The 23,110-nt window shown below is 68.7% G+C and carries 26 protein-coding genes and 1 tRNA gene; 19 read left to right on the plus strand and 8 right to left on the minus strand.

Annotated features, from left to right (window positions below; genetic code table 11):
• Positions 1-3 precede the first annotated feature (3 nt).
• From ACFOLC_RS10275 to ACFOLC_RS10300, 6 genes are all read left to right on the plus strand, one after another.
• A complete protein-coding gene (locus tag ACFOLC_RS10275; protein ID WP_386759160.1) occupies positions 4-1,785 on the plus strand; it encodes a hybrid sensor histidine kinase/response regulator in 1,782 nt (593 codons plus the stop codon).
• A gap of 422 nt (positions 1,786-2,207) precedes the next feature.
• Complete coding sequence (gene dusA, locus ACFOLC_RS10280) at positions 2,208-3,275, plus strand: tRNA dihydrouridine(20/20a) synthase DusA (protein WP_386759161.1); 1,068 nt, start codon at positions 2,208-2,210, stop codon at positions 3,273-3,275.
• 7 nt (positions 3,276-3,282) lie between these two features.
• The gene (locus tag ACFOLC_RS10285) at positions 3,283-4,194 is read left to right on the plus strand and encodes an arginine deiminase-related protein (RefSeq protein ID WP_386759162.1); all 912 of its coding nucleotides are present in this window, start codon (positions 3,283-3,285) and stop codon (positions 4,192-4,194) included.
• A 121-nt stretch (positions 4,195-4,315) separates the two neighbouring features.
• Positions 4,316-4,702: a PepSY domain-containing protein gene (locus ACFOLC_RS10290; RefSeq protein ID WP_386759163.1), complete on the plus strand. Its 387-nt coding sequence runs from the start codon at positions 4,316-4,318 to the stop codon at positions 4,700-4,702.
• Positions 4,703-4,767: 65 nt separating this feature from the next.
• Positions 4,768-5,451, plus strand: coding sequence for a response regulator transcription factor (locus ACFOLC_RS10295; protein ID WP_386759164.1), 684 nt, complete (start codon positions 4,768-4,770; stop codon positions 5,449-5,451).
• Between the two features lie 128 nt (positions 5,452-5,579).
• Positions 5,580-6,980, plus strand: coding sequence for an ATP-binding protein (locus ACFOLC_RS10300; protein WP_386759165.1), 1,401 nt, complete (start codon positions 5,580-5,582; stop codon positions 6,978-6,980).
• A gap of 129 nt (positions 6,981-7,109) precedes the next feature.
• On the opposite strand, the gene ACFOLC_RS10305 is transcribed toward ACFOLC_RS10300, so the two are convergent.
• A complete protein-coding gene (locus ACFOLC_RS10305) occupies positions 7,110-7,877 on the minus strand; it encodes a M90 family metallopeptidase (RefSeq protein ID WP_386759166.1) in 768 nt (255 codons plus the stop codon).
• A gap of 102 nt (positions 7,878-7,979) precedes the next feature.
• Positions 7,980-8,240 carry a hypothetical protein gene (locus tag ACFOLC_RS10310; RefSeq protein WP_386759167.1) on the minus strand — a complete coding sequence of 87 codons (261 nt, stop codon included), beginning with the start codon at positions 8,238-8,240 and terminating at the stop codon, positions 7,980-7,982.
• A gap of 514 nt (positions 8,241-8,754) precedes the next feature.
• Here ACFOLC_RS10310 and birA point away from each other — a divergent pair.
• The 9 genes from birA (at position 8,755) to ACFOLC_RS10355 (ending at position 13,472) form a co-directional block, all read left to right on the plus strand.
• Positions 8,755-9,759 carry a bifunctional biotin--[acetyl-CoA-carboxylase] ligase/biotin operon repressor BirA gene (gene birA / locus ACFOLC_RS10315; protein ID WP_386759168.1) on the plus strand — a complete coding sequence of 335 codons (1,005 nt, stop codon included), beginning with the start codon at positions 8,755-8,757 and terminating at the stop codon, positions 9,757-9,759.
• Positions 9,756-10,496 (plus strand): type III pantothenate kinase, encoded by a 741-nt coding sequence (locus ACFOLC_RS10320; protein ID WP_386759169.1) that lies wholly within the window; start codon positions 9,756-9,758, stop codon positions 10,494-10,496. Before birA ends, ACFOLC_RS10320 begins: the two co-directional genes overlap by 4 nt.
• Before the next feature lie 9 nt (positions 10,497-10,505).
• Positions 10,506-11,225, plus strand: a complete 720-nt coding sequence (locus ACFOLC_RS10325; RefSeq protein ID WP_386759170.1) for an SPOR domain-containing protein — start codon at positions 10,506-10,508, stop codon at positions 11,223-11,225.
• 49 nt (positions 11,226-11,274) lie between these two features.
• Positions 11,275-11,350 (plus strand) — tRNA-Thr (locus ACFOLC_RS10330).
• A gap of 14 nt (positions 11,351-11,364) precedes the next feature.
• The gene (gene rocF, locus ACFOLC_RS10335; protein WP_386759171.1) at positions 11,365-12,288 is read left to right on the plus strand and encodes an arginase; all 924 of its coding nucleotides are present in this window, start codon (positions 11,365-11,367) and stop codon (positions 12,286-12,288) included.
• Positions 12,289-12,397: 109 nt separating this feature from the next.
• Positions 12,398-12,532 (plus strand): entericidin A/B family lipoprotein, encoded by a 135-nt coding sequence (locus tag ACFOLC_RS10340; protein WP_386759172.1) that lies wholly within the window; start codon positions 12,398-12,400, stop codon positions 12,530-12,532.
• Positions 12,533-12,753: 221 nt separating this feature from the next.
• Positions 12,754-12,891 carry an entericidin A/B family lipoprotein gene (locus tag ACFOLC_RS10345; protein WP_386759173.1) on the plus strand — a complete coding sequence of 46 codons (138 nt, stop codon included), beginning with the start codon at positions 12,754-12,756 and terminating at the stop codon, positions 12,889-12,891.
• 10 nt (positions 12,892-12,901) lie between these two features.
• On the plus strand, positions 12,902-13,054 hold the full coding sequence (locus ACFOLC_RS10350; protein WP_386759174.1) for an entericidin A/B family lipoprotein: 153 nt from the start codon (positions 12,902-12,904) through the stop codon (positions 13,052-13,054).
• A gap of 217 nt (positions 13,055-13,271) precedes the next feature.
• Positions 13,272-13,472 carry a CsbD family protein gene (locus ACFOLC_RS10355; protein WP_386759175.1) on the plus strand — a complete coding sequence of 67 codons (201 nt, stop codon included), beginning with the start codon at positions 13,272-13,274 and terminating at the stop codon, positions 13,470-13,472.
• An 88-nt stretch (positions 13,473-13,560) separates the two neighbouring features.
• On the opposite strand, the gene ACFOLC_RS10360 is transcribed toward ACFOLC_RS10355, so the two are convergent.
• On the minus strand, positions 13,561-14,355 hold the full coding sequence (locus ACFOLC_RS10360; protein ID WP_386759176.1) for a hypothetical protein: 795 nt from the start codon (positions 14,353-14,355) through the stop codon (positions 13,561-13,563).
• A gap of 105 nt (positions 14,356-14,460) precedes the next feature.
• On the opposite strand from ACFOLC_RS10360, the gene ACFOLC_RS10365 reads away from it, so the two are divergent.
• From ACFOLC_RS10365 to ACFOLC_RS10380, 4 genes are all read left to right on the plus strand, one after another.
• A complete protein-coding gene (locus tag ACFOLC_RS10365; RefSeq protein WP_386759177.1) occupies positions 14,461-15,801 on the plus strand; it encodes a tryptophan--tRNA ligase in 1,341 nt (446 codons plus the stop codon).
• Entirely contained in the window at positions 15,798-16,115 is a 318-nt protein-coding gene (locus tag ACFOLC_RS10370) for a hypothetical protein (RefSeq protein ID WP_386759178.1), read from the plus strand. The genes ACFOLC_RS10365 and ACFOLC_RS10370 overlap by 4 nt, the downstream gene beginning before the upstream one ends.
• Positions 16,116-16,194: 79 nt before the next feature.
• Positions 16,195-17,127, plus strand: coding sequence for an MBL fold metallo-hydrolase (locus tag ACFOLC_RS10375; protein WP_386759179.1), 933 nt, complete (start codon positions 16,195-16,197; stop codon positions 17,125-17,127).
• A gap of 129 nt (positions 17,128-17,256) precedes the next feature.
• The gene (locus ACFOLC_RS10380) at positions 17,257-18,363 is read left to right on the plus strand and encodes a GGDEF domain-containing protein (protein WP_386759180.1); all 1,107 of its coding nucleotides are present in this window, start codon (positions 17,257-17,259) and stop codon (positions 18,361-18,363) included.
• Between the two features lie 132 nt (positions 18,364-18,495).
• On the opposite strand, the gene ACFOLC_RS10385 is transcribed toward ACFOLC_RS10380, so the two are convergent.
• The 5 genes from ACFOLC_RS10385 to pdhA all read right to left on the minus strand — a co-directional run bounded on the left by ACFOLC_RS10385 (position 18,496) and on the right by pdhA (position 23,020).
• Positions 18,496-18,882 (minus strand): VOC family protein, encoded by a 387-nt coding sequence (locus ACFOLC_RS10385; protein ID WP_386759181.1) that lies wholly within the window; start codon positions 18,880-18,882, stop codon positions 18,496-18,498.
• 109 nt (positions 18,883-18,991) lie between these two features.
• Positions 18,992-20,380 carry a dihydrolipoamide acetyltransferase family protein gene (locus ACFOLC_RS10390; RefSeq protein ID WP_386759182.1) on the minus strand — a complete coding sequence of 463 codons (1,389 nt, stop codon included), beginning with the start codon at positions 20,378-20,380 and terminating at the stop codon, positions 18,992-18,994.
• A 134-nt stretch (positions 20,381-20,514) separates the two neighbouring features.
• Positions 20,515-20,901, minus strand: a complete 387-nt coding sequence (locus ACFOLC_RS10395) for an SH3 domain-containing protein (RefSeq protein ID WP_386759183.1) — start codon at positions 20,899-20,901, stop codon at positions 20,515-20,517.
• Positions 20,902-20,918: 17 nt separating this feature from the next.
• On the minus strand, positions 20,919-21,950 hold the full coding sequence (locus tag ACFOLC_RS10400) for an alpha-ketoacid dehydrogenase subunit beta (RefSeq protein WP_386759184.1): 1,032 nt from the start codon (positions 21,948-21,950) through the stop codon (positions 20,919-20,921).
• Positions 21,950-23,020, minus strand: coding sequence for a pyruvate dehydrogenase (acetyl-transferring) E1 component subunit alpha (gene pdhA / locus ACFOLC_RS10405; RefSeq protein WP_386759185.1), 1,071 nt, complete (start codon positions 23,018-23,020; stop codon positions 21,950-21,952). Before pdhA ends, ACFOLC_RS10400 begins: the two co-directional genes overlap by 1 nt.
• Positions 23,021-23,110: the final 90 nt, after the last annotated feature.

A 23,110-nucleotide genomic window follows, 5' to 3' on the forward strand; every position in this document is an offset into this window, starting at 1 on the left:
TCCATGCAGTCGTACCTCAAGGCCGAAGGGGGCGGTCGGCAGCGCGATGCGCGCACGCACGATGCACTGGTCGGATTGCTGTACCGGCAATCTTACGCGGTCCTGTTCGCCAACCTCGTCATCCCGGCGCCGGTCGCCTATGTGCTGTGGGGGGCGGTGCCCGACGCGTTGCTGCTGGGCTGGGTAGCGCTGATCTTCGCGCTGACGCTGGTACGGATTGGCTTGTCGCGGCGCTATTTCACCGCCGGTACGGCCACGCTCGACACGCCGGCCTGGACGAGGAGTTTCACCGTGTTGTCGTGGTTGTCGAGCGCGCTGTGGGGTGCGCTGGGCTGGTTCGGTTTCCTGCCGGACGCGCCGCACCTGCTCGCCTTTGTCTGCATCGTGTTCACCGGCATGTCCTGCGGCGCGGTGCCTTCGCTGTCGGCGTACCCGCCGGCGTATGCCGGGTCACTGGTGGCGATGCTGGCACCGTTCATGCTGCGCTGCCTGCTTGCCGGCGAGGCGATCTACCACGTCTATCTGGCATTCGCGCTGTGCCTGATCGGCGCCAATCTCTACTACAGCCGCATCACTTACCGGACGCTGCGCGAAAGCGTGCGCCTGCGCTTCGAGAACCTCGCGCTGATCGGTGACCTGGAGCAGGAACGCGACAAAGCGCAGGCCGCCGACCGCGCCAAGTCGCGCTTCCTCGCCGCCGCCAGCCACGACCTGCGCCAGCCGATCCACGCGCTGAGCCTGTTCGTCGCCGCATTGGGCGCGATGGCGCAGCGCGGCGACCTGCGTGCGGACGAGGCGCGCGGCATCGCCGACCGGCTGCGTGCGGTGGTCGGCAACGTCAGTGGCTTGTTGAATGGCCTGCTCGACATCTCGCGTCTGGATGCCGGCGTGGTGGCCGTATCGCGTGAGCCGGTGTCGCTGGCGCGCCTGTTCGACGACCTGCGCCACCAGTACGCCGCGCAGGCGCAGGAACGCGGCCTCGACTGGCAGGTGGTCGGCAGCCGCGTTTGGGTCGACAGCGACCCGGTGCTGCTCAAGCGCATCCTCGACAACCTGCTGTCCAATGCCTTCCGCTACACCAGGCACGGCCGGGTGCTGCTGGGCGTGCGGCGTCGCGCCGGTCAGGTCGAGATCCAGGTCATCGACACCGGCTTGGGCATTGCCGCCGAGCAGCAGGCCGTGGTGTTCGACGAGTTCGTGCAGTTGCACACCTCCGGGCACGACCGCGACCGCGAGCAGGGGCTCGGGCTGGGCTTGGCGATCGTGCGCCGTACCGCCGACTTGCTGGGGCATGAGGTCAAACTGCATTCGCGCGCGGGACGCGGCACGCGGTTCTCGTTGCGCGTGCCGCTGGCGGTGCCGACCGTGCCGGCGAAGCCGATGCCGGCGGCATCTGCGACCCGCACCGCGCTGGGCATCGTGGTGGTGGATGACGAGCGCGACGTGCTCGATGCCGTCGGCCGGCTGCTGCAGGTGTGGGGGCACCGCGTGTACGCCGGGCGCAGCGCGCAGGAGGCGCGCGACGTGCATGCCGCGGCACTGCGCACTGGCCAGGCGCCGGTGCACCTGATCATTGCCGATCACCACCTCGGCGACGGCCACAATGGTGTCGAGGCGATCGGCATCCTGCAGCGCCACCTGGGCGCGGCCGTGCCGGCCATCATCCTCACCGGCGACACCTCGCCGCAGGGGCTCAAGGACATCGCCATCAGCGGCCATCGCCTGTTGCACAAGCCCGTCGACAGCGACGACTTGGAGGCGGCGATCGATGCGGCGAGCGGCTGATCTTCCCGCAGCATTCGACGAAAAGCAGGCAACTACGGCATTTGCCGTTATTACCTCTCGCGGTTCCCGGAAGACCGATCCGGAGCTTCGTCCGAACCGGGCGTGGCGGGACGACGCGCTGTGCGTGGAGATTCGGTGGGTGTGGGATGAGAGCAAGAAGGTTTGCAGCTCGACGACGGTGAGCCTTCTCCAAGAGGTTTCCCGCGGGCGCGCTGCTGATCCAGTTCCGCTTCCCGGCGGTGCATCAGTTGGCGGCGGCCGAGGGTCTCCGACTCGGCATGGATGCGGATCCGGGCCGTGTAATCTAGTGATCCGTCCTTGCGGCGGCGACTGATGATGGCCCTATGTGGCCGATGCTATGCGGCCGTTCGCGTAGCATCCAGCGTAGTAACGAGAGCCCGAAAACTCGCGAGTGGCCGATCATGAGCGCAACTGAGGCGCACGAAAACGCGGGTAAGTCCTTGGATTTGCGCAAAAAATCGCGCTATGAGGCGTCCCTGCGTCTTTCGGTAGCCCCGATGATGGACTGGACCGATTCGCACTGCCGCGTCTTCCATCGCCTGTTGGCGCCGCACGCGCGGCTGTACAGCGAGATGGTCCACGCCAACGCGGTGATCCACGGCGACCGTGATCGCTTGCTGGCCATGGACCCGGTCGAGCACCCGGTCGCGCTGCAACTCGGTGGCAGCGAGCCGGAGCTGCTGGCGCAGGCCGCGAAGATCGGCGCCGAGTACGGCTTCGACGAGATCAACCTCAATTGCGGCTGTCCGTCCGACCGCGTCCAGGCCGGGCGTTTCGGCGCCTGCCTGATGCGCGAGCCAGCACTGGTGGCCGCGTCGGTCGCGGCGATGGTTGAAGCCTGTGACGTGCCGGTCACGGTGAAGTGCCGGCTCGGTGTCGACGACGATCATGACTACGGCACGTTCAGCGCCTTCGTCGACACCATCGCGCAGGCCGGTTGCCGCATGTTCGTGGTCCACGCGCGCAATGCCTGGCTCAAGGGCCTGTCGCCGAAGGAAAACCGCGAGGTGCCGCCGCTGCGTTACGACTGGGCCTACCGGCTCAAGCGCGAGCGGCCGGACCTGCAGATCGTGGTCAACGGCGGCATCGCCACGCAGGACGAGGCTACGCAGCACCTGCAGCACGCCGACGGCGCCATGCTCGGCCGCGCCGCCTATCACGATCCTTACTTGCTGCACCGCCTGGACGTCGCCTGGTTTGGCGGCGAACTGCGCACGCGTGGCGAGTTGCTGCGCGCGCTGCGTCCCTACGTCGAAGACCAGCTTGCGCGTGGGCCGCTGCAAAAAGGCGTGTCCCTCAAGCACATCACCCGCCACCTGCTCGGCCTGTTCGCCGGTGAGCGCGGCGGTCGCGCGTTCCGTCAGGTGCTCAGCGAAGGCGCACACAAACCCGGCGCGAACTGGTCGCTGATCGAGCAGGCATTGGCGCTGACCGAATCGTTCGCCGACGCGCAGGTCGACGCGGCCTGATGCGGCGATGATCACCCGCGACCACGCCGCCTTCCTCGCCTTCGCCCGCGGCGTGCCGGCGGACTTCGGCCCGGCCACCGCGCGCGCGGCGTTTCTGGTCGCGCCCGACGGTTTCCGTCTGGCCGAACAGTCCGCGGCCGACAACCGCTACATGGGGCAGACCATTGCGTTCGACGCCGCGCGTGCCTCCAGCCAGCACCGCGAACTGCAGCGCGCGCTGGCGCAGGTGCTGCCGACCCTGTGTTTCGCCGGCGACCCGGCCACGCCGGACGCGGTGTTCCCGAACAACGTGTTCGCCACCGCCGCCGGTCGCTACCTGATCGGCCGCATGCGCCACCCGGTGCGCCAGCGTGAGGCCGATCGCGCCGACATCCGCGGCTTCTTCGGCGGCGTGCTCGACTACGCCGAGATCGACCTGTCGACGCAGGAGCACCCGTGCGAGCTGACCGGTGCGCTGGTGATCGACCGTGCCCGCGGGCTCGGTTTCGCCGGCCTGTCCGAACGCTGTGACGAAGTCGGTGCGAAGTTGATGCACGACGCGCTCGGCCTGCGCGCGACGCTGCTGTTCGATCTGGCACCGGGCGAGTACCACACCAACGTGGTGCTGGCCGTGCTCGCCGGCCGCGCCGCGTTGATCTGTCCGGGCGGTTTTGCCGATGCGGGCGTGGTCGCGGCGATCGCCGAACTGTACGCGCCGCATGCGTTGCAGCTGGCGCCGGGCGAGCACGCCGCGTTTGCCGGCAATGCGATCGCGCTGTCGGACGAGGCGGTGTGGATGAGTGCGCGGGCCGCGCAGTCGCTGACGGCCGCCAGTCAGGCTGCCCTGGCCGCCGCCGGTTTTGCGGTGCGCGCGGTCGAACTCGACGCGATCGAGGTCGGCGGCGGCTCGCTGCGCTGCTGTGTCGGCGAGATCTTCTGAGCGTGCCCGGCTGCGCTGGGCACGGCAACGGCTGCCGGACTGAATGTCGGCCAGAACCCTGCGGAAAAGTTCAGACCGGATTCACTGCGGCGTTTCGAAAATGCACCCTCGCCGTACGACCGTGCCATATTGTTCCGCCGAGGACACCCGCCAGGCCATGAAGACGCTGTTCGCCCCTGCCATTGCGCTGTCGCTGCTGGCCGTGTCCGCGGTCGCGGGTGGCGATGCCTGGGCGCAGGATCGCGGTCAGGACCGCAGCCGCGACCGCGACCGCAGCGGCAGCGGCCACGATCGGCGTGAGGACCAGCGCGAGCTGTCGGATGCCGTGCGCCGGGTCGAGCGCCGCACCGGTGGGCAGGTACTGAGCGCCGAGCGGGTGCCGTACGATGGGCGCGACGTCAACCGGGTCAAGGTGGTCGACTCCAGCGGGCGCGTCCGGGTCTACATGGACGACCCGCAGTCGCGGGGCCGCGGCGACGACAACCGTACACGCCGCGACGACGACTGACCCGCCACGCTCTGGGGCGACGCTCCCCGGGCGATCAAGACAGACCGACTGACAATGGAGTCCCCATGCGTATTCTGCTGGTCGAAGACGAAGCACCGCTCCGCGAAACCCTGGCCGCGCGCCTGAAGCGCGAGGGCTTTGCGGTCGACGCCGCCCAGGACGGCGAAGAGGGCCTGTACATGGGCCGCGAGGTGCCGTTCGACCTGGGCATCATCGACCTGGGCCTGCCCAAGATGTCGGGCATGGAGCTGATCAAGGCCCTGCGCGACGAGGGCAAGAAATTCCCGGTGCTGATCCTGACCGCGCGTTCGAGCTGGCAGGACAAGGTCGAGGGCCTCAAGCAGGGGGCCGACGACTACCTGGTCAAGCCCTTCCATGTCGAGGAGCTGCTGGCGCGCCTCAACGCGCTGGTGCGCCGCGCCGCCGGCTGGAGCAAGCCGACGCTGGAGTGCGGGCCGGTGACGCTCGACCTGGCTGCGCAGACGGTCAACGTCAACGGTACCAACGTCGACCTGACCAGCTACGAGTACAAGGTGCTCGAGTACCTGATGATGCACGCCGGCGAGTTGGTCTCGAAGGCCGACCTCACCGAGCACATCTACCAGCAGGACTTCGACCGCGACTCCAACGTGCTCGAAGTCTTCATCGGCCGCTTGCGCAAGAAGCTTGACCCGGATGGCGCGCTCAAGCCGATCGAGACCGTGCGCGGCCGCGGCTACCGGTTCGCCATCCCGCGCAGCGGCGAATAAGCCAACACCGTTGCAGAACGGATGACAGGGGCGCGCCGCGCGATGGCGAGTGATCGCCAACGCGCGGTCGCGTTAGTACCCTGCCGGCGCATGTCGATTCCTGTGTTCACCTCCGTCGGGCTGACCCCATGAGCTGGGGCCAGCCGCGCTCGCTGCAGGCCCGCCAGTTGCTGGCGGCCAGCCTGGGCCTGCTCGCGTTCCTGGCTCTGGCCGGCTACGCGCTCGACCGCGCGTTCCTCGAGACCGCCGAAAGCAACCTGCGCCAGCGCCTGCGCAGCTTCGCGCTGTCCTACGCCGACGACATCGACTTCCTGCGCAGTGGCGAGCTGTACTACGAACCCGCGGCCCTGCCGGACCCGCGTTTCGAGCGCCCGGGCAGTGGCCTGTATGCCGAGGTGGTTCTGCCCAGCGGCCATTGGGACTCGCCTTCGGCGCAGGGGCCGCAGCTGCCGGCCGGCAAGATGCTCGCGGCCAACGACGAAACCTTCGAAGGCCCGTTGCCGATCACCGAGATCAACGGCAAGCCCGGCCAGGCCTATCGCTACGGCCGCGGCCTGATCTGGAGTGTCGACGGCCACGCCCAGTCCGAGTTCCCGTACACGATCTACATCCTCGAGGACACTACCGCGCTGAGCCGCCAGGTCAGCGTGTTCCGCGAGGCGTTGTGGCGTTACCTCGGTGGCGCCGGTTTCATCCTGCTGCTGTTGCAGGCGCTGATCCTGCGCTGGAGCCTGCGCCCGCTCAAGCGCGTGGTCGACGAACTCAAGCGCGTGCAGCGCGGCCTGGCTTCGCGCATGAGCGGGCGCCACCCGCGCGAACTTGAACCACTGACCGAAAGCATCAACGCCTTCATCGAGAGCGAGCGCGAGAACCTCGATCGCCAGCGCAACACCCTGGCCGACCTCGCCCACAGCCTGAAGACGCCATTGGCGGTGCTGCGCGCGCGGCTGGACGATCACGCGCCCGAGAACGAGCTGCGCGAGGACGTCGACCTGCAGCTGCGGCGCATGAACGACATGGTCTCCTACCAGCTCGCGCGGGCTGCCAGCGGCGGCCATGCCCTGTTTGCCGCGCCGGTGGCGATCGAGCCGCACGCCGAGCAGATCGTGCGCGGGCTCGAGAAGGTCTACGCCAGCAAGGGCGTGCTGTGCGAGTTCGACATCGCCGACGGCGTGCAGTTCTACGGAGAAGCCGGCGACCTGCAGGAGCTGCTCGGCAACCTGCTCGAAAACGCCTTCAAGTGGGCGCGCTCGCGCGTGCTGCTGACGGTGAAAGTGGGCGAGATCGCGGTCGGCCGCCGCCCCGGCCTGCTGCTGGCGGTCGACGACGACGGCCCCGGCATTCCGCCGGAGAAGGTCGCGCTGGTCCTGCAGCGTGGCGTGCGTGGTGACGAGCGCGTGCACGGCCACGGCATCGGCCTGGCGATCGTGCAGGACCTGGTGCGCGGCTACCGCGGCACCCTCGACGTGCAGGCCTCGGAAGAGCTGGGCGGTGCCCGCTTCGAAGTGAAGCTGCCGCCGGGGCTTTGAAGCTGTGATTCGTGATTGGTGATTTGCAGAAGGCGTGTCTGCGAGCATCGAATCACGAATCACGAATCACGAATCACGAATCACGAATCACGAATCACGAATCACGAATCACGAATCACGAATCACGAATCACGAATCACGAATCACGGCCTCAAACGGTGACGGCCCGTAAAAGCGATCCAGGTGCGCGGCGATGGCCGGCATCGCCTCGCGCAGCCGCTGCGGGTCGCTGAAGTGGTACTCGGTGACCACGGCGAAGAACTCTTCCGGTGCTTCGGCGGCGTAGCCGTCGATGGCGCTGTCCCCGCCAGCGTCGACCTGCGCAGCCAGCGCGTCGTAGGCGGCCTGGAAATCGCGCGCCCACTCGCGCTGCCACGGCCGTGGCAGTGGCGGCGTGCCATCGAGCACACCGTCGAGGACGTCGAGCTTGTGCGCGATCTCGTGCGCGGCGACGCAAAAGCCGGCGCGCGGGTCGCCGCAGTCGGCGACGACGTCGGCCCAGGACAGGATCACCGGCCCCATCTCCCAGGCTTCGCCGATCAATTCGTCCTGCCACTCGTGCAGCACGCCGGCGGCGTCGATGTGGCTGCGATTCACCCGGAACGCGTCGGGGTAGACGATCAACTGCGACCAGCCGCGCAGGCCCTCGTCACCGAAGGCGAGCAGGGGCAGGCAGCACAGCGCGGCGAGGCTGCAACGCTGGGTGGCGTCCAGCGTCAGTTCGCCGATCGGGCTGATGGTCTTCTCGTCGAGGAAGCGCGCGCTGAGTTCTCGCAGGCGGGCCCGACGGGTGTCATCCAGCGCTGGCAGCCACGGCACCGCGGCACACGTGGCGCGCCAGGTCTCATCGGGAATTGCCGCGGGGCCACGTCGCAGGCGCCGGAATAGTCCTAACAAAAGCCGGTCCTAAACGAAGCGGGTTCTGACGAAGCGAGCCTATCGAAATACGGCCTGACGAGATAAGGCCCTAACGAACCCGCCAGCAACGCGAGCATTCGCTCAGCGGAACATGCCCGGCAGGAAGCTGTGCCAGCGCGGCGACTGCATGCGACCACTGCTGCCGGCATCGCTGTGCACGCTGGGTTTGGCTTTGACCTCGCGGGCCGGGGCCGTGGTGCGAGGGGCGGTGCGCACGGTTTCCTTGTTGAGCGAAACCGCGTCCGGGCAGCTGCCGCCATTGGCGGAGCTGAGTTTGATCTCGCGCGCGGCCACGGTCGTGCTGGCGACGACGATCAGCAGGCACAGGCAGATCCGGAGCATGGCGGAATCCTCGGACGGGCCCGGCAATGGTGCTCCCGGGCGATTTCGGACTATAGCGCGAAAACAGGCAGACACTGGGACTGACGGGTGGTGCATTGCAGCAACTCTCCCTGTACGTGCGGATACCGCTCGGGGCGACCCGGTGACCGGGGCGACGCCCCGGATGGCGCCTGCAAAGCGCATCATCTCCTATCGATGCACGCCGATGGCGAAGCGTTGCAACCGTTTGGCGTGCTTTGCCACCGCCCTGCCGATTCCCGGGTCGATGGCGCCCATCCACACTGTGGCGACCCTCGTTGACGTGGCTGCTGCGCGGCTTACGGCGCGATCGCGGGCGTACGGCCAGACGTCGATGGGGCCGGTTCATCGCCGGGCGGTTCGCCATGGCCGGCTCCGGCTCACGCATAATTCGCGCCATGACGCCTGCCGCCCGTTCACCGCTTCAGGAGCGGTCCCACCACGCCCTGTCCGTGTCCGATCGCCGTGCGTTTCAGCGACGGTCGGAACGCGGTTGATGGATGACCGCGCCCTGCTGCTGCAGCTGATCGCCGGCCCGGTCTCGGGCGACGCCCTGGCGCGTGCCAGTGGCCAGACCCGGGCTGCGGTGTGGAAGCGGATCCAGGCCCTGCGCGAAGCCGGGCTGCCGATCGAGGCCCAGGCCGGGCGCGGCTACGCGCTGGCGCAGCCGCTGGACCTGCTGGATGCGACCGCGATCCGGGCGGCGTTGCCGGCCGGCGTGCAGACCGGCCTGGCTGGGCTGGAGGTCGCCTGGACGCTGGATTCGACCAATACCGAGCTGCTGCGCCGACTGGCACCCGAGCACGGTGCCGTGGCCTTGCTGGCCGAGCGCCAGACCGGCGGCCGCGGCCGTCGCGGTCGCGAATGGGCCTCGCCCCTGGCCGCGCATGTGTACCTGTCGGTGGCGCGCCAGTTCAGTGCCGGCCTGGCCCGGCTCGGCGGGCTCAGCCTGGTTGCCGGTATTGCCGGCGCCGAGGCCTTGCAGGCGCTGGGTTTCGGCCGGGTACGCCTGAAATGGCCGAACGACCTGGTCGCGGTCGACGGCGACGGCGGGTTGCGCAAGCTCGGTGGGGTCCTGGTCGAGGGCGGCGGTGAGCACGCCGGCCCGGCGCGGGCCGTGATCGGGCTGGGCATCAATGTGCGCATGCCGGCGGCCGTGGCCGCACGCATCGACCAACCCTGGTGTGACCTGGCCGGGCTGGCAGCCCCGGCGTCGGCGCCGACGCGCAACGCCGTTGCCGCGGCCGTGCTGGCGCGCTTGCTGCCGGCGCTGGAGGAGTTTGACGCCACCGGGCTGGAGCCGTTCCGCGCGCGTTACGCCGCGCTCGATGCGTTGGCCGGCCAGCCGATCAGCGTGCACGGTGCGACGGCCACGCAGCACGGCGTCGCATTGGGCCTGGCCGATGACGGCGCACTGCGCGTGCGCCTCGACGATGGCCACGAGCGCCATTGCCATTCCGGTGAGGTCAGCGTGCGCCGCCATCCCGGGAGCGGCGCATGAATGCCTGGCTGTTCGATCTGGGCAATACCCGGCTGAAATGTGCGCCGCTTGGTGCCGACGGGCGCGCGGGCGCGGCGATCGCCTTGCCGCACCGCGAGGAAGACGTGGCCGAGGCCTTGGCGCAGGTGCTGCCAGAGCGCATCGAGGTGGCCTACATCGCCAGCGTCGCCGGCCCCGGCCTGCGCGTCGCCGTGCTTGACGCGCTGACGGCGCGCAGCCGGCGCATCGCGGTCGCGCGCACGCAGGCCCGCTTCGGCGCGGTGCGCATCGCCTACGCCGACCCGCGCAAACTCGGCGTCGACCGGTTTCTGGCGTTGCTGGCAACGCACGCACGCGGTGCCGGCGCGGCGCTGGTCTGCGGCGTCGGCACGGCCCTGACCGTCGACCTGATCGACCACGACGGCCGTCATCTCGGCGGCCGCATCGCGCCGTCACCGGCATTGATGCGTGAGGTCCTGCACGCGCGCGCGCCGCAGCTGCCGGCCAGCGGCGGTGACTACGTCGACTTCGCCGTCGACACCGAGGATGCGCTGGCATCCGGTTGCGACGGCGCCGCGCTGGCCCTGATCGAGCGCAGCCTGGACGCGGCGCGCGAACGGCTCGGCCAGGCACCGCAGCTGATCCTGCACGGCGGCGGTGCCGACGCATTGGCCGCGCAGCTGCCGAACGCGACGCAGGTCGCAACGCTGGTGCTCGAAGGGCTGGCGCTGTGGGCCGGGGTCGAGGGCGCCGCTTAGAATCGCCGCATGTTCGTCCGCGCACTCCTGGTCCTGCTGCTCGTGCTCAACCTCGGCGTCGCCGCGTGGTGGATGCTGCGTGCACCGCCGCCGGTGCCGGCCGCGATCGAACCGCCGCTGGGCGTGGCCCGCCTGCAGTTGCTCAGCGAGGTGCGGCCCACGCCCGCGCCCACGATCGACGCACCGCCGCCGGCCTCACCGACTGCACCGGCCGCCGCACCGGATGCGCCGGTCTCCGCTTCCGTGGGCACACCGGTGGCACCGGCTGTGCCAGCGCAGTGTTTCAGCTTCGGCCCCTTCGCCAGCGCCGAGGCCGCCGAGGCCGCGCGGGCCCTGCTGCAGCCGGTGGCGCAACGGGTGGTCGCGCGCGCGCAGCGCACCACGCCGGCGCGCGGCTGGCGCGTGTACCTGCCGCCGGCCGCCACCGTGGAGGAGGCACAGGCCAGCGTGCAGCGCATCGCCGCGGCCGGTTTCAGCGATTACTTCATCGTGCGCCAGGGCGCCGAGGCCAATGCGATCGCGCTGGGCCGCTACCGCAACGAGGACGGTGCCCGCAAACGTGCCGAGACCCTGGCCGCGGCCGGTTTCCCGGCGCGCGCCGAGGCCTTGGGCGACGCACGCGCGCCGACCTGGCTCGACGTCGTCGCCGGCAAGGGGTTCGATCCGGTGCGCGCGCAGGCCGCGGTCGTGGTGCCATATCGATCTCTCGACTGCGCTCGGTTGCGCTAGTGCGGTCGATGCCACGCGTCTTGCGCGCGCAAGCTAGAATGTCCGTCTCGCCGGCATAGCTCAGTTGGTAGAGCAACCGCCTTGTAAGCGGTAGGTCGTCAGTTCGATTCTGACTGCCGGCACCAGACGAGGACACAGCATGAGTCGCAGCTATCCCCCGGTCTCGCTCATCGGTGCACCGACCGATGTTGGCGCCGGTCATCGCGGCGCGCGGCTCGGGCCGGAGGCGTTGCGCATTGCCGGCATCGGCGAGGCGCTGATCAGGCGCGGCATCGACGTGGTCGATCGCGGCAATCTCGACGGGCCGCGCAACCCGTGGCAGAAACCGGTCGACGGCTACCGTCACCTGCCGGAAGTCGTCGCCTGGAACCGCGCGGTGATGGACGCGGTCGCGGCCGAGTTGCGGGCGGGCCGGCTGCCGATCCTGCTCGGCGGCGACCACTGCCTTGGCCTGGGCTCGATCACCGCGGTCGCGCGCCATTGCCGCGATACCGGCAAGCAGCTGCGCGTGCTCTGGCTCGACGCCCATGCCGACTTCAACACCAGCCAGGTCACGCCGTCGGGCAACGTCCACGGCATGCCGGTCGCCTGTCTGTGCGGCATGGGCCCGGAAGCACTGACCCGGCTCGGCGGCGAGGCGCCGGCACTGCGGCCCGACGAAATCCGCCAGATCGGTATCCGCTCGGTGGACGAGGGCGAGAAGCGGCTGGTCCAGAAGTACGGCCTCGACGTGTACGACATGCGTTACATCGACGAGATCGGCATGAAGCGGGTGATGGAGGAGGCGCTGGAAGGCGTCGACGGCAACACTCATCTGCATGTCAGCTTCGACGTCGACTTCCTCGACCCGAGCATCGCCCCCGGCGTCGGCACCACCGTGCCGGGCGGACCGAACTACCGCGAGGCGCAGCTGGTGATGGAGATGATTGCCGACAGCGGCCGCATGGGCTCGCTCGACATCGTCGAACTCAATCCGATCATCGACAAGCGCAACCGCACCGCACGGCTGGCGGTGGACCTGGTCGAGAGCCTGTTCGGCAAGTCGACGCTGATGCGCGATTGAGCCTGGCGGGCGCGTGGCTGAATGGCAGCCGATGGCAGTGCGACGCCGGCCACTGCCCGCGGCGTGTCCGTCATGCGATCCTTGTGCCAAACCGATCGCAGGAAAGCCCATGAAACGTGTGATTGTCTTGTTGCTGCTTGTGCTGTTCTCGACCGCGACCCTGTCCGCCTGCAACACCATGGAGGGCCTCGGCAAGGACGTGCAGAAGCTGGGTGGCAAGGTCGAGCAGAAGGCCAAGAATTGATCGGCATCGCCGATCCCATTGCGTGATATGGACAAGGCCGGAGCGATCCGGCCTTTGTTCGTTGTGGCGACGGGTTGGTCGAACGCCCGCTGACCAGCAAGCCGTGCCGTGCACCGGATTGCACACCGGCTTCACATCCGCTCGCGTCTGATGCGGTCAGGGTCGCGCGGCCCCATGGCGCGGACCAGGATACGTGTCCTCAACCGTCCCAGGAGAATTTCATGAAGCGTTTGATTGCCCTGATGCTGTTGGCCCTGTTCTCGATAGGCACTCTGAGTGCCTGCAACACGATGGCCGGTGCCGGCAAGGACGTGCAGAAAGCCGGCGAAAAGGTCGAGGACGCGGCGACAGGTAACTGAGGAGATTCCCATGAAGCGTTTGATTGCCCTGATGCTATTGGCCCTGTTCTCGATGGGCAGCTTGAGCGCCTGCAACACCGTGGCCGGCGCCGGCAAGGACGTGCAGAAGGCCGGTGAAGCGGTTGAAGGCGCGGCCAAGGATTGCAGCGACGGCAAGTGCTGATAGCAACCAACGCGCAAGCAGCAAAAAAAGGCCGGAGCAATCCGGCCTTTTTGTTGGCATTTGTTTGCGCCACTCGCTGAAGCGTTCACCCTGTTCATCGACATCAAGCTGTGCCTAACGCAAAAGTGACCCTGTGCGAATGGCGATGCTGCGAATCTGCGCAGGCGGTGCCGAAGCGATTCGGCGATCCGCTCTCCCCACTAGAGGAATGCATGAGATGAACAAAGACATCATTGCCGGCAAGTGGACGCAGCTGAAAGGCAAGGCCCAGGCTCGCTGGGGCGATCTGACCGACGACGACTTCGATGTCGTGGAGGGAAATTCCGAATACCTCGCGGGTAAATTGCAGGAGCGCTATGGCTGGGAGCGTGATCGTGCCGAAAACGAGGTGCGCGATTTCGAGAAGACGCTCAACTGATTTCATGTGACTTTGCGGCGGCGCGCGCGCCGACAGTGACACAAGCGAGGAGAACGGGCCGGCCCTGCCGGCCCGTTGCCTGTGGCGATCAACCGCCGGGTGGATCGGCGACGAAGCCGTCCGGGAACGCGCGCGGTTCGCCATGGGACACGTGCGGATACGGTCGCAGCACGCCGCGCGCAACCAGGCTGGTGTAGTCGTCGTAACGCAGCTTGCTGAGCTGCGCCGGCCTGCGCGAGGCGCGGACGAAGCCGGTGCGAGCGACCGGTGACCATTCGCGCGCGCCATGACCGGTGCCGATCGACTGTGGCGCGGGTTGCATTGCCCGGTCGGCGTGTGTTTCGGCCGCAGCCGGCGCCTCGGCGCGGCTGCTGGCGCGTTCGCGTTCGTCGCGCGGGTAGGGGGCCGGGTAAGGCGGCGGTTCGAAATAGGTCGGCCGTGCCTCCTCGAACACGGCCACGCCGATCACGCCGACGTGGTCGGGGCGGCCGGTGCGGGCGGCATAACTGTCGGCCAGGTCGGTGAAGACGAACTGGGCGACATCGTCGAGCGACTTGCGCCAGCCGTGGATCTGCGTGCTTTGCCACGGGCCGAGCACGTAGCCGGCCTGCGACGGATGCGCGGTCTCGCCGCTGACCGCGTTGACACCGTCCACCGCCAGCACCGCCAGCACGCGGCGACTGCTGGTGTTGGTCAGCCGCACCGAATAACGGTGGCCGGGCGTGCCGGTGATCCAGTGCTGGCCGCGGTGCGGATGGGGCGGCAACCAGTCGCCACGGTCGCGATCGATGACGGCGACCTCGACCAGCGGCCGCGCGCTCAGCGGCGCGCAGGCGGCGGTGGCGGCCAATACGGCAAACGTTGCGAACAAGGTGCGGAACATGCGGGCTTCTCCGGGGGGCTCGCCGTATTCAACGCCTGGAGGCCGGCCGCGGGGTTGGCGCACGGCGGGTACACTGTCGGGCCGTTTCCGCAGCGTCAGAGTTCGATGAGCCCCACCCGCATCCTGACCGGCATCACCACCTCCGGCACCCCTCATCTGGGCAACTACGCCGGCGCGATCCGCCCGGCGGTGACCGCCAGCCGTGCGCCGGGCGTGGAGAGTTTCTACTTCCTCGCCGACTACCACTCGCTGATCAAGGCGCAGGATGCGGCGCGCGTGCAGCGCTCGACGTTGGAGATCGCCGCCACGTGGTTGGCGTGTGGCCTGGAGCCGGACAAGGTCTGGTTCTACCGCCAGAGCGACATCCCGGAAACCACCGAGTTGATGTGGTTGCTGACCTGCGTGGCCGGCAAGGGCATCCTCAACCGCGCCCACGCCTACAAGGCGGCGGTCGACAAGAACCGCGTCGAGGGCGAGGACGACGATGCCGGCGTCACCGCGGGCTTGTTCATGTACCCGGTGCTGATGGCCGCCGACATCCTGCTGTTCAACGCCGACAAGGTGCCGGTCGGCCGTGACCAGATCCAGCACATCGAGATGGCGCGCGATTTCGGCCAGCGCTTCAACCACCTCTACGGCGAACCGGTTGGCAAGGAGTACTTCACGTTGCCGGAGGTGGTGATCGAGGAGAGCGTCGCCACCTTGCCGGGCCTGGACGGCCGCAAGATGAGCAAGAGCTACGACAACACCATTCCGTTGTTCGCGCCGCGCGAGACCTTGAGGAAACTGATTTTTTCGATCGTCACCGACTCGCGCGCGCCGGGCGAGGCCAAGGACGCCGACAGCTCCAACGTGTTCCAGCTCTACCAGGCGTTTGCCACGCCAGCCGAAACGGCCGAGATGCGTGCCGCGTTTGCCGGCGGCATCGCCTGGGGCGATGCCAAGCAGGCCTTGTTCGAGCATATCGACGCCGAGATCGCCCCCAAACGCGAGAAGTACGAGGCGCTGATGGCCCAGCCTGCCGCGATCGAGGCGGTGTTGCGCGATGGTGCGCAGCGGCTGCGCGAGCGTTACGCGACTGCCACCATGCGCACGCTGCGCGAGGCGGTCGGCCTGCGTGACCTGTCGCAGGTCAGCGTCGGGCCCGACAAGAAAACCACCCGTGGTGCCCTGCCGGTCTTCAAGCAGTACCGCGAGGCCGACGGTCGCTTCTATTTCAAACTCGTCGATGGTGACCGGGTGCTGCTGCAGAGCGTTGGCCACGAATCGGCGCGCACCGCTGGCCAGCTGATCGGCCGCCTCAAGCAGGAAGGCGGCGCCGCGCTGCGCCACGCCGAGGCCAGCGCCGTGCACCTGGGCGATGAGTTGATCGGTCATCTGCACGAGGGCACCGAACTGGTCGACGTGGTCGAGGCGCTGGCGCAGTTCGCGGCCGAGGACGCATGAACCCGCTGGTCGAACTCAACCTGGCACTGATCCTGTTCCTGCCGTGGTTCGCGATCCTGGGCGTGTTGTACTGGCTGTTTCCGCGTCAACCGCGGTTCCTGGCGCGCACGCTGTTCGATAGCGGCGCGCTGATCGCGGCCTTGCTCGCCTTCGTTGCCAGCATGTACTGGTCGCACGCCAACGCCGATCCGGTCTACGGCAAGATGTGGCAGCAGATCCTCGCTACCGCGCTGGGGTATGGCGTGTTTCTCGCGGTGCTGACGCTGGCTTTTTTCGTGCGCCGGTACTGGCTGCGCGGGCGTGCGGCACGCTGACCCGACCAAAGCCGCATCGTCGTCGCTGCGGGCGATGGCTAGACTGGGCACGGATCTCGCAGCAGGGCACGCGTCACGCATGAACGCAGCACACGGCATCGTCACCGTCGACACCGGCTTCCAACGTCCGCAGTTCGACGCGGCGTACCTGATCGTCGAAGCCGGCCGTGCCGCATTCGTCGACTGCGGCACCCAGCACTCGATTCCGGCATTGCTCGCCGCGTTGGCGGGGCAGGGCCTGACGCCGGCATCGGTGGACTGGTTGATCCTCACCCATGTCCATCTCGATCACGCCGGCGGCGCCGGGGCATTGATGCGGCAGTTGCCGAACGCGACCCTGGCGGTGCACCCGCGTGGCGCGCCGCACATGGTCGATCCGGCGCGGCTGGTGGCCGGCGCGACCGCGGTCTACGGCGAGGACGAAATCGCACGCAGCTACGGCGAGATCGTGCCGATCGCGGCCGAGCGCGTGCGCGTCGTCGAGGACGGCGACACGATCGACCTGGCCGGGCGGGCGCTGCAGTGCCTCGATACCCCCGGCCACGCCCGCCACCACCTGTGCGTGTGGGATGCGCGCAGCCGCGGCTGGTTCACCGGCGACACCTTCGGCCTGTCGTACCGCGAGTTCGACAATGCCGACGGCGCACCGTTCGTGATCCCCACCTCCTCGCCGGTGCAGTTCGAGCCGGAGCCGCTCAAGGCCTCGATCCGCGCCCTGCTGGCGCGCGATCCGCAGGCGATGTACCTGACCCATTACGGCCGCGTCGGCGACGTGGCGCGCCTGGCCGATGAGTTGATCGTGCAGATCGATGCGATGGTCGCGTTGGCGCGCGCGGCCGACGGCCACGCCGATCGCCACGCGCGCCTGGTCGCCGCGCTGACCGCGCTGTACACCGAGCGCGCGTTCGCGCACGGCAGCCGCCCGGACGCGGCGCAGGTGCAGGAGTTGCTGGCCATCGACATCGAGCTCAATGCGCAGGGCCTGGCGGTCTGGCTGGACCGCGGCGGTTGAGCTGAACGAAGTGGGGCGACGACCGCAGCTGCTGGCTGAACGAAGGCTTGGAGAGTCCGTAGCTGTGGAGACCGTCACAGGTTGCCCGAGGGCAGCGGGGTAGCCTGAGCCGCCCCGAATACCGCCCCGATGTCCGCCGTACGCCCCCTGCCGCTGCCGCCCCCAGACGACGACGAAGCCCGCCGCCAGGCCGCGCTCGATGCGTATGCGATCGTGGACACGGTGCCGGAGTTGGCCTATGACGACATCGTCCGGCTGGCCGCGACCCTGTGCGACGTGCCGGCGGCGGCGATCTCGCTGATCGACCATGAGCGCCAGTGGTTCAAGGCGCAGTACGGTTTCGACCGATGCCAGACCCCGCGCGAGGAGGCGATCTGCGACCGCACAATCCGCCATCCCGGGCAGATGCTGGTGATCGAGGACCTGCGCGCGCAATCGGAATTTGCGCCGCCGTCGCTGCGGATCGGTGAACAGTCGCTGCGGTTCTATGCCGGGATGCCGTTGCTCAGCCCGGACGGCCACGCGCTCGGTGCGATCTGCGTGCTCGACAGCAAGCCGCGGGCACTGAGCGCCGCGCAGCGCGAAGGGCTCGAGGTGCTGGCGCGGCAGACCCAGCACCTGTTCGAACTGCGCCGTTATGCACTGGAGCAGCGGCGCCTGCTGTCCGAGCGCGAAGCGTTCGCGCAGCGCCTGGAGGATGCGCGCGCCGACCTGCAGCGTCGCAACGACCAGCTCGAGCACAACGCCACCCACGACGCGCTGACCGGCCTGCTCAATCGCGCCGCGCTGGCGCAGCTGCGCGACAATCCGGCCGCGATGCGACAGCTGCAGCACGCGCCGTACACGCTGATGCTGCTCGACATCGACCACTTCAAGCAGGTCAACGACCGCCACGGCCACCTGCTCGGCGATCGCGCGCTGCGCGCCGTCGCCGACGCGGTCGCCGCTTCGATCCGGCAGCACGACATCGCCGTGCGTTATGGCGGCGAGGAGTTCCTGGTGCTGTTGCCCGACACGCGTCTGGCGACGGCGGCGCAGGTCGCCGAGCGTATCCGCCAGCGCATTGCCCACGTGGCCTTGCCGTTTGCGCTGACCGTGTCGATTGGTCTGGCCGCCAGCGAGCCGACGCGCGACTGGTCGGAGCGGGTGTTCGACCGCGCCGATCAGGCGCTGTATCGGGCCAAGTCCGCCGGCCGCAACCGCGTGGTGGTCGACGACACGCCGTTGCACGAGTGAGGCAGGCCGCTCACGCGGCAGTGCTGTGTAGCCGGATGCGTCGCGCCATGGATGGCGGTGTGAGCATCGGCGCTCACCACCTCAACGATGAAGACGGCCGACGAAGCCGGCCATGGAAGGACACGGTGGTCCTCAATCCCATTGCTTCGCCGGCGTGCCGCGCTCCGGGTGCTTCATGCGCACCACGCAGAAACGCTGGCCGGTTGGTGCTTCCATCACCCACCAGCGCTTCACGAACGCGATCTTCCTGGCGCCCAGTGTCTCCAGGCGCGTAGCTTCGGCGTCGATGTCGTCGGCTTCGATGTCCAAGTGCACGCGCGAGGGGTGGTCGACCTTCTGCACCTCGATGTGCAGGTCGTCGCGGGTGTCGCCGAATTGCTGGTACTCGACGGTGTCGTCGCCGGCATGAGGATCGGCGATGGTCACACCGAGCGCCTGGCTCCAGAACGAGGCGGCGGCATCGAGATCGTCGGTCTGGCAGTCGATGATGAATCCGGCGAGGCGGCTGCGGTGGGGCATGGGAAAGGCCGTGATTGGTGAATCGTGATTTGTGATTCGAGTCGGACGTGAAGGTGATGGAGAGGCGTCCTGCTCCAGCTTCTCCCAATCACGCATCACCTATCACGAATCACTGCGGTAATGCCATGTCGTCGAGCAGCGCCTTGAGGAAGCGCGCAGCCTCGCCACCGGTGCAGGCGCGGTGGTCGAAGGTCAGCGAGATCGGCATGCGCCGGTGCACCTCGATGCCGCCGATCACCGCCACCACGTCATGGCTGAGCTTGCCGGCACCGACGATCGCCACCGTCGGTGGCACCACCACCGGTGTGGCATAGCGGCCGGCGAACATGCCGAAGTTGGACAGCGAGATCGTGAAGCCGCTGAGCTCGCTGGCCGGGATCGAACGGTCCTCGACCTGCGCGCGCAGGCGCCCGATGGCGGTGCGGATGCCGGCGCCGTCGAGCATGTCGGCATTGCGCAGCGCCGGTACGAACAGGCCGTCGTCGGTGTCCACGGCAATCCCGATGTCGACGTGTGGGTGCAGCGTGCGCAGCAGTTGCTCGCCGTCGAACCAGGCGTTGAGCGCCGGCACGGTCTTGCAGGCGGTGACGATCGCACGCACCAGGCGCGCGGTGATGTCCTGCTTGCCGAGCCAGGCGTGCAGGTCGGCGTCGTCGCACAGCGTGGTCGGCACGACCTTGGCGTGCGCGTCGGCCATCACCCGCGCCATGTTGCGACGCACGCCCTTGAGCTGCTCTGGTTGGCCGCTGGTGGCCACGCCCGGTGGCTGCGTGCGCATCGGCTTGCCGGCCTGCGACAGCGTGCTGCGGGACGGCGCGGCCGTCGGGGTCGCCGATGCGGCCGGTGCGCCCGCGGCCACCACACGCGCGGTCGGCGCGCTGCCGGCCTTGGCCGAGCCGTCGGCGGCGGCGCGCTTGACGTCGTCCATCGTCACCACGCCTTCGCCACCGCTGGCACGCACGCGCGACAGATCGACGCCGAGCTTGCGCGCCAACGCGCGCACCGCCGGCATCGCCTTGACGCCACCCACTGCCACCGCCTGCTCGCTGCGCACCGCGTCGGAGGACTGCATGGCGCCGACCACGGTGCCGGCGTCGTCGCGCTTGGCCTCGCCCTGCGGCGCAGCCGTGCCGGCGGCACTGATCGTGCCGCCGTCGTCGGAAGCGATCACCTTGTCGCCGTCGCTGGGCGCGTGGCTGCCGGCACCGTGGTGGTGACCGGTGTCCTGGCCCTCGGCGCGCTGCGGCTGCGACGGGTCGATCTCGAATTCGGCCAGCACCGTGCCGGTGACGATCACGTCGCCGGCGCCGCCGGCGAGCCGCAGCACCTTGCCCGAGACCGGCGACGGCACCTCGACCACGGCCTTGGCGGTCTCCATCGACACCAGGTTGTCGTCGAGGCGGATCGTGTCGCCGACCTTGACGAACCATTCGACGATGGTCGCGTCGGGCAGGCCCTCGCCGAGGTCGGGAAGCAGGAAGCTCTTCTTTGCGGTCATGACTGCGTTGTCTCGTCTTGAATACAGTGGTGTTTGAATGGGTCAGGTGAGGCGATGGTGGCTTCCCTCAGGTCCGATCGCTCGGATCCCTGCTCGGCGCGGATGATCGTGCCGACGCGTGGGGACGCCGGGGCTCATGTCGGTGGGCCATCGTCGTCGAACAGGTCGTCGTCGGGCAGGTCGTCGAGCAGTTCGAGCGCGCGGGCCGGCACCCAGCCTTGCTCGCCGCGCGCGTTCTCTGCCCACCACCACTGAGCGAGCTCGTAATGCAGGCGCAGGACTTCGTCGGCGTCGGCATCGAGTTCGCGCGTGTCGTAATCCGACAGCGCGGTCGCGTGCCCGTGTTCGCGGTCGAACAACGCCGCCGGCACCCAGCCGCCATGGCCTTCGGCAAGCGTGGTCCAGACGAACTGCGGCCAGTCGACGTCACGGTTGCCCAGCGTCACCGTGGCGCCGCGCGCGACCTGGATCGCGGGGCGGTCCGGGGCGCGGTGCGCGACGACGACGCGGGCGCGACGCATGGCTCAGCGGCTCCTCTTCAACTGCCGGCCAACGCCCGCCTGGCCGCCGCGACGATGCGGTCGACGCTGGGCAGGTACTTCATCTCCAGCCGGAACAGCGGGATGTGCGTGTCGTAGCCGGTGACGCGTTCGACCGGCGCGAGCAGGTCGTACATCGATTCCTCGGCCAGGCGCGCGGCGATCTCGGCACCGAAGCCGGCGGTCTTGGGCGCCTCGTGCACGATCACGCAGCGGCCGGTCTTGCTGACCGACTCGGCGATGGTGACGAAGTCGAGCGGTTTGAGCGTGGCGACGTCGATGACCTCGGCGCTGATGCCTTCGCTGGCGAGCTTCTCGGCCGCCTCCAGCGTCTCCTTGACCTGCGCACCCCAGGTGACCAGGGTGATGTCGCTGCCGTCGCGCAACACGTAGCACACGTCCAGCGGCAGCGCTTCGCCGTCGTCGGCGACGACTTCCTTGTACTGGCGGTAGATGCGCTTGGGCTCCATGAAGATCACCGGGTCCGGGTCGCGGATCGCGGCGAGCAGCAGGCCGTAGGCGCGCGCCGGCGACGACGGCATCACCACGCGCAGACCCGGCACGTTGGTGAAGATCGCTTCGTTGGCTTCGCTGTGATGCTCCGGCGCGCGGATGCCGCCGCCCCACGGCACGCGCAGCACCATCGGGCAGGTCAGGCGCCCGCGCGTGCGGTACCGGAAGCGCGCGGCGTGGCAGATGATGTGGTCGACCATCGGGTAGACGAAGCCGTCGAACTGCGATTCGGCGACCGGCTTCATGCCCTGTGCGGCCAGGCCGACCGTGAGTCCGGCAATCGTGGTCTCGTCCAGCGGCGTGTCGAGCACGCGCTCGGAGCCGAACTGCTGTTGCAGGCCGGCGGTGGCGCGGAACACGCCGCCGTTGACACCGACGTCCTCGCCGAGCACCAGCACGGTGCTGTCGTGCCTCATCTCGTACGCCAGCGCCTGGGTGATCGCTTCGATCAGGGTGATTGCAGCGGGCGCGGCAGCGGACTTGCTCGTATCGAGCTTCGGAGTGTTCTCGGCGTTCATCAGCGGCCCTCCTGAGCGAGTACGGCGGCGCGTTGCGCGGCCACGTCCGGTGGCATGTCGGCGTAGAGGAAGTCGAACATCGCCTCGACCGGCTGCACCGGCGTTTCCAGGTAGGCGTTGATCTCGACGTCGACCTTCTTGCCGCATTCCTCGGCCCAGGCCTTCTCTTCGGCTTCGCTCCACAGACCCTGCGCGGTCAGGTAGGCGCGCAGGCGCGGGATCGGGTCACGCGTCCAGGCATCCTTGACCTCGGCCTCGTCGCGGTAACGGCGCGCATCGTCGGCGGTGGTGTGGTCGTGCAGGCGGTAGGTCATGAACTCGATCACGCTGGCACCGATGCCGTTGCGCGCGCGCTCGGCGGCGCGGCGCATGCCTTCGAGCACCGCGATCAGGTCGTTGCCGTCGACCTGCAGGCAGTGCAGGCCACCGGCCAGGCCCTTCTGTGCCAGCGTTTCGGCGCCGGTCTGGGCCGAGCGCGGCACCGAGATCGCCCAGCCGTTGTTGATCACGCACAGGACCAGCGGCAGCTTGTAGGCGCCGGCGGAATTCACCGCGGCGTAGAAGTCGGTCTTGGACGAACCACCGTCGCCGCAGCAGGCCACGGCGAGGTTCTCTTCCTTGCGCAGCTTGAACGCCAGCGCCGCGCCGGCGGCGTGCAGGCATTGGGTCGAGATCGGCACGCACCAGGAGAAGTCTTTCTTCGGTCCGGAAAAATCGTTGCCGCGTTCGTCACCGCCCCAGTACAGCAGCACTTCGCGCGGCAGCACGCCGCGCATGAACTGCGCGCCGTACTCGCGGTAGCTGGGGGCGAATACGTCATCGGGCTGCATCGACGCGCCAATGCCGACGTGGGTGGCTTCGTGGCCGAGGCTGGCGGCATAGGTACCAAGCTTGCCGGTGCGCTGCAGGGCGATGGCCTTGCTGTCGAAGGTGCGCACGAACAGCATCTGCTTGAACAGCGGCAACAGCGCCTTGGCATCGCGGAACGCGGGCGGCAGCTCGGCGACCGGCGTGCCGTCGGGGCCGAGGTATTGCAGATATTCGATTTCGAAACGTGCGGCGACAGTCATCGCGTGGAAATCCTGGCGGTCGATCAAGCCCTAAATCATACCCACGCGGTGTAAATCTCCCGTTGCGCGCTGCGGCAAAGCGGCGGCGTA

It is taken from the genome of Lysobacter cavernae, assembly GCF_042648505.1.
In the GTDB taxonomy this organism is placed as follows: domain Bacteria; phylum Pseudomonadota; class Gammaproteobacteria; order Xanthomonadales; family Xanthomonadaceae; genus Lysobacter_L; species Lysobacter_L cavernae.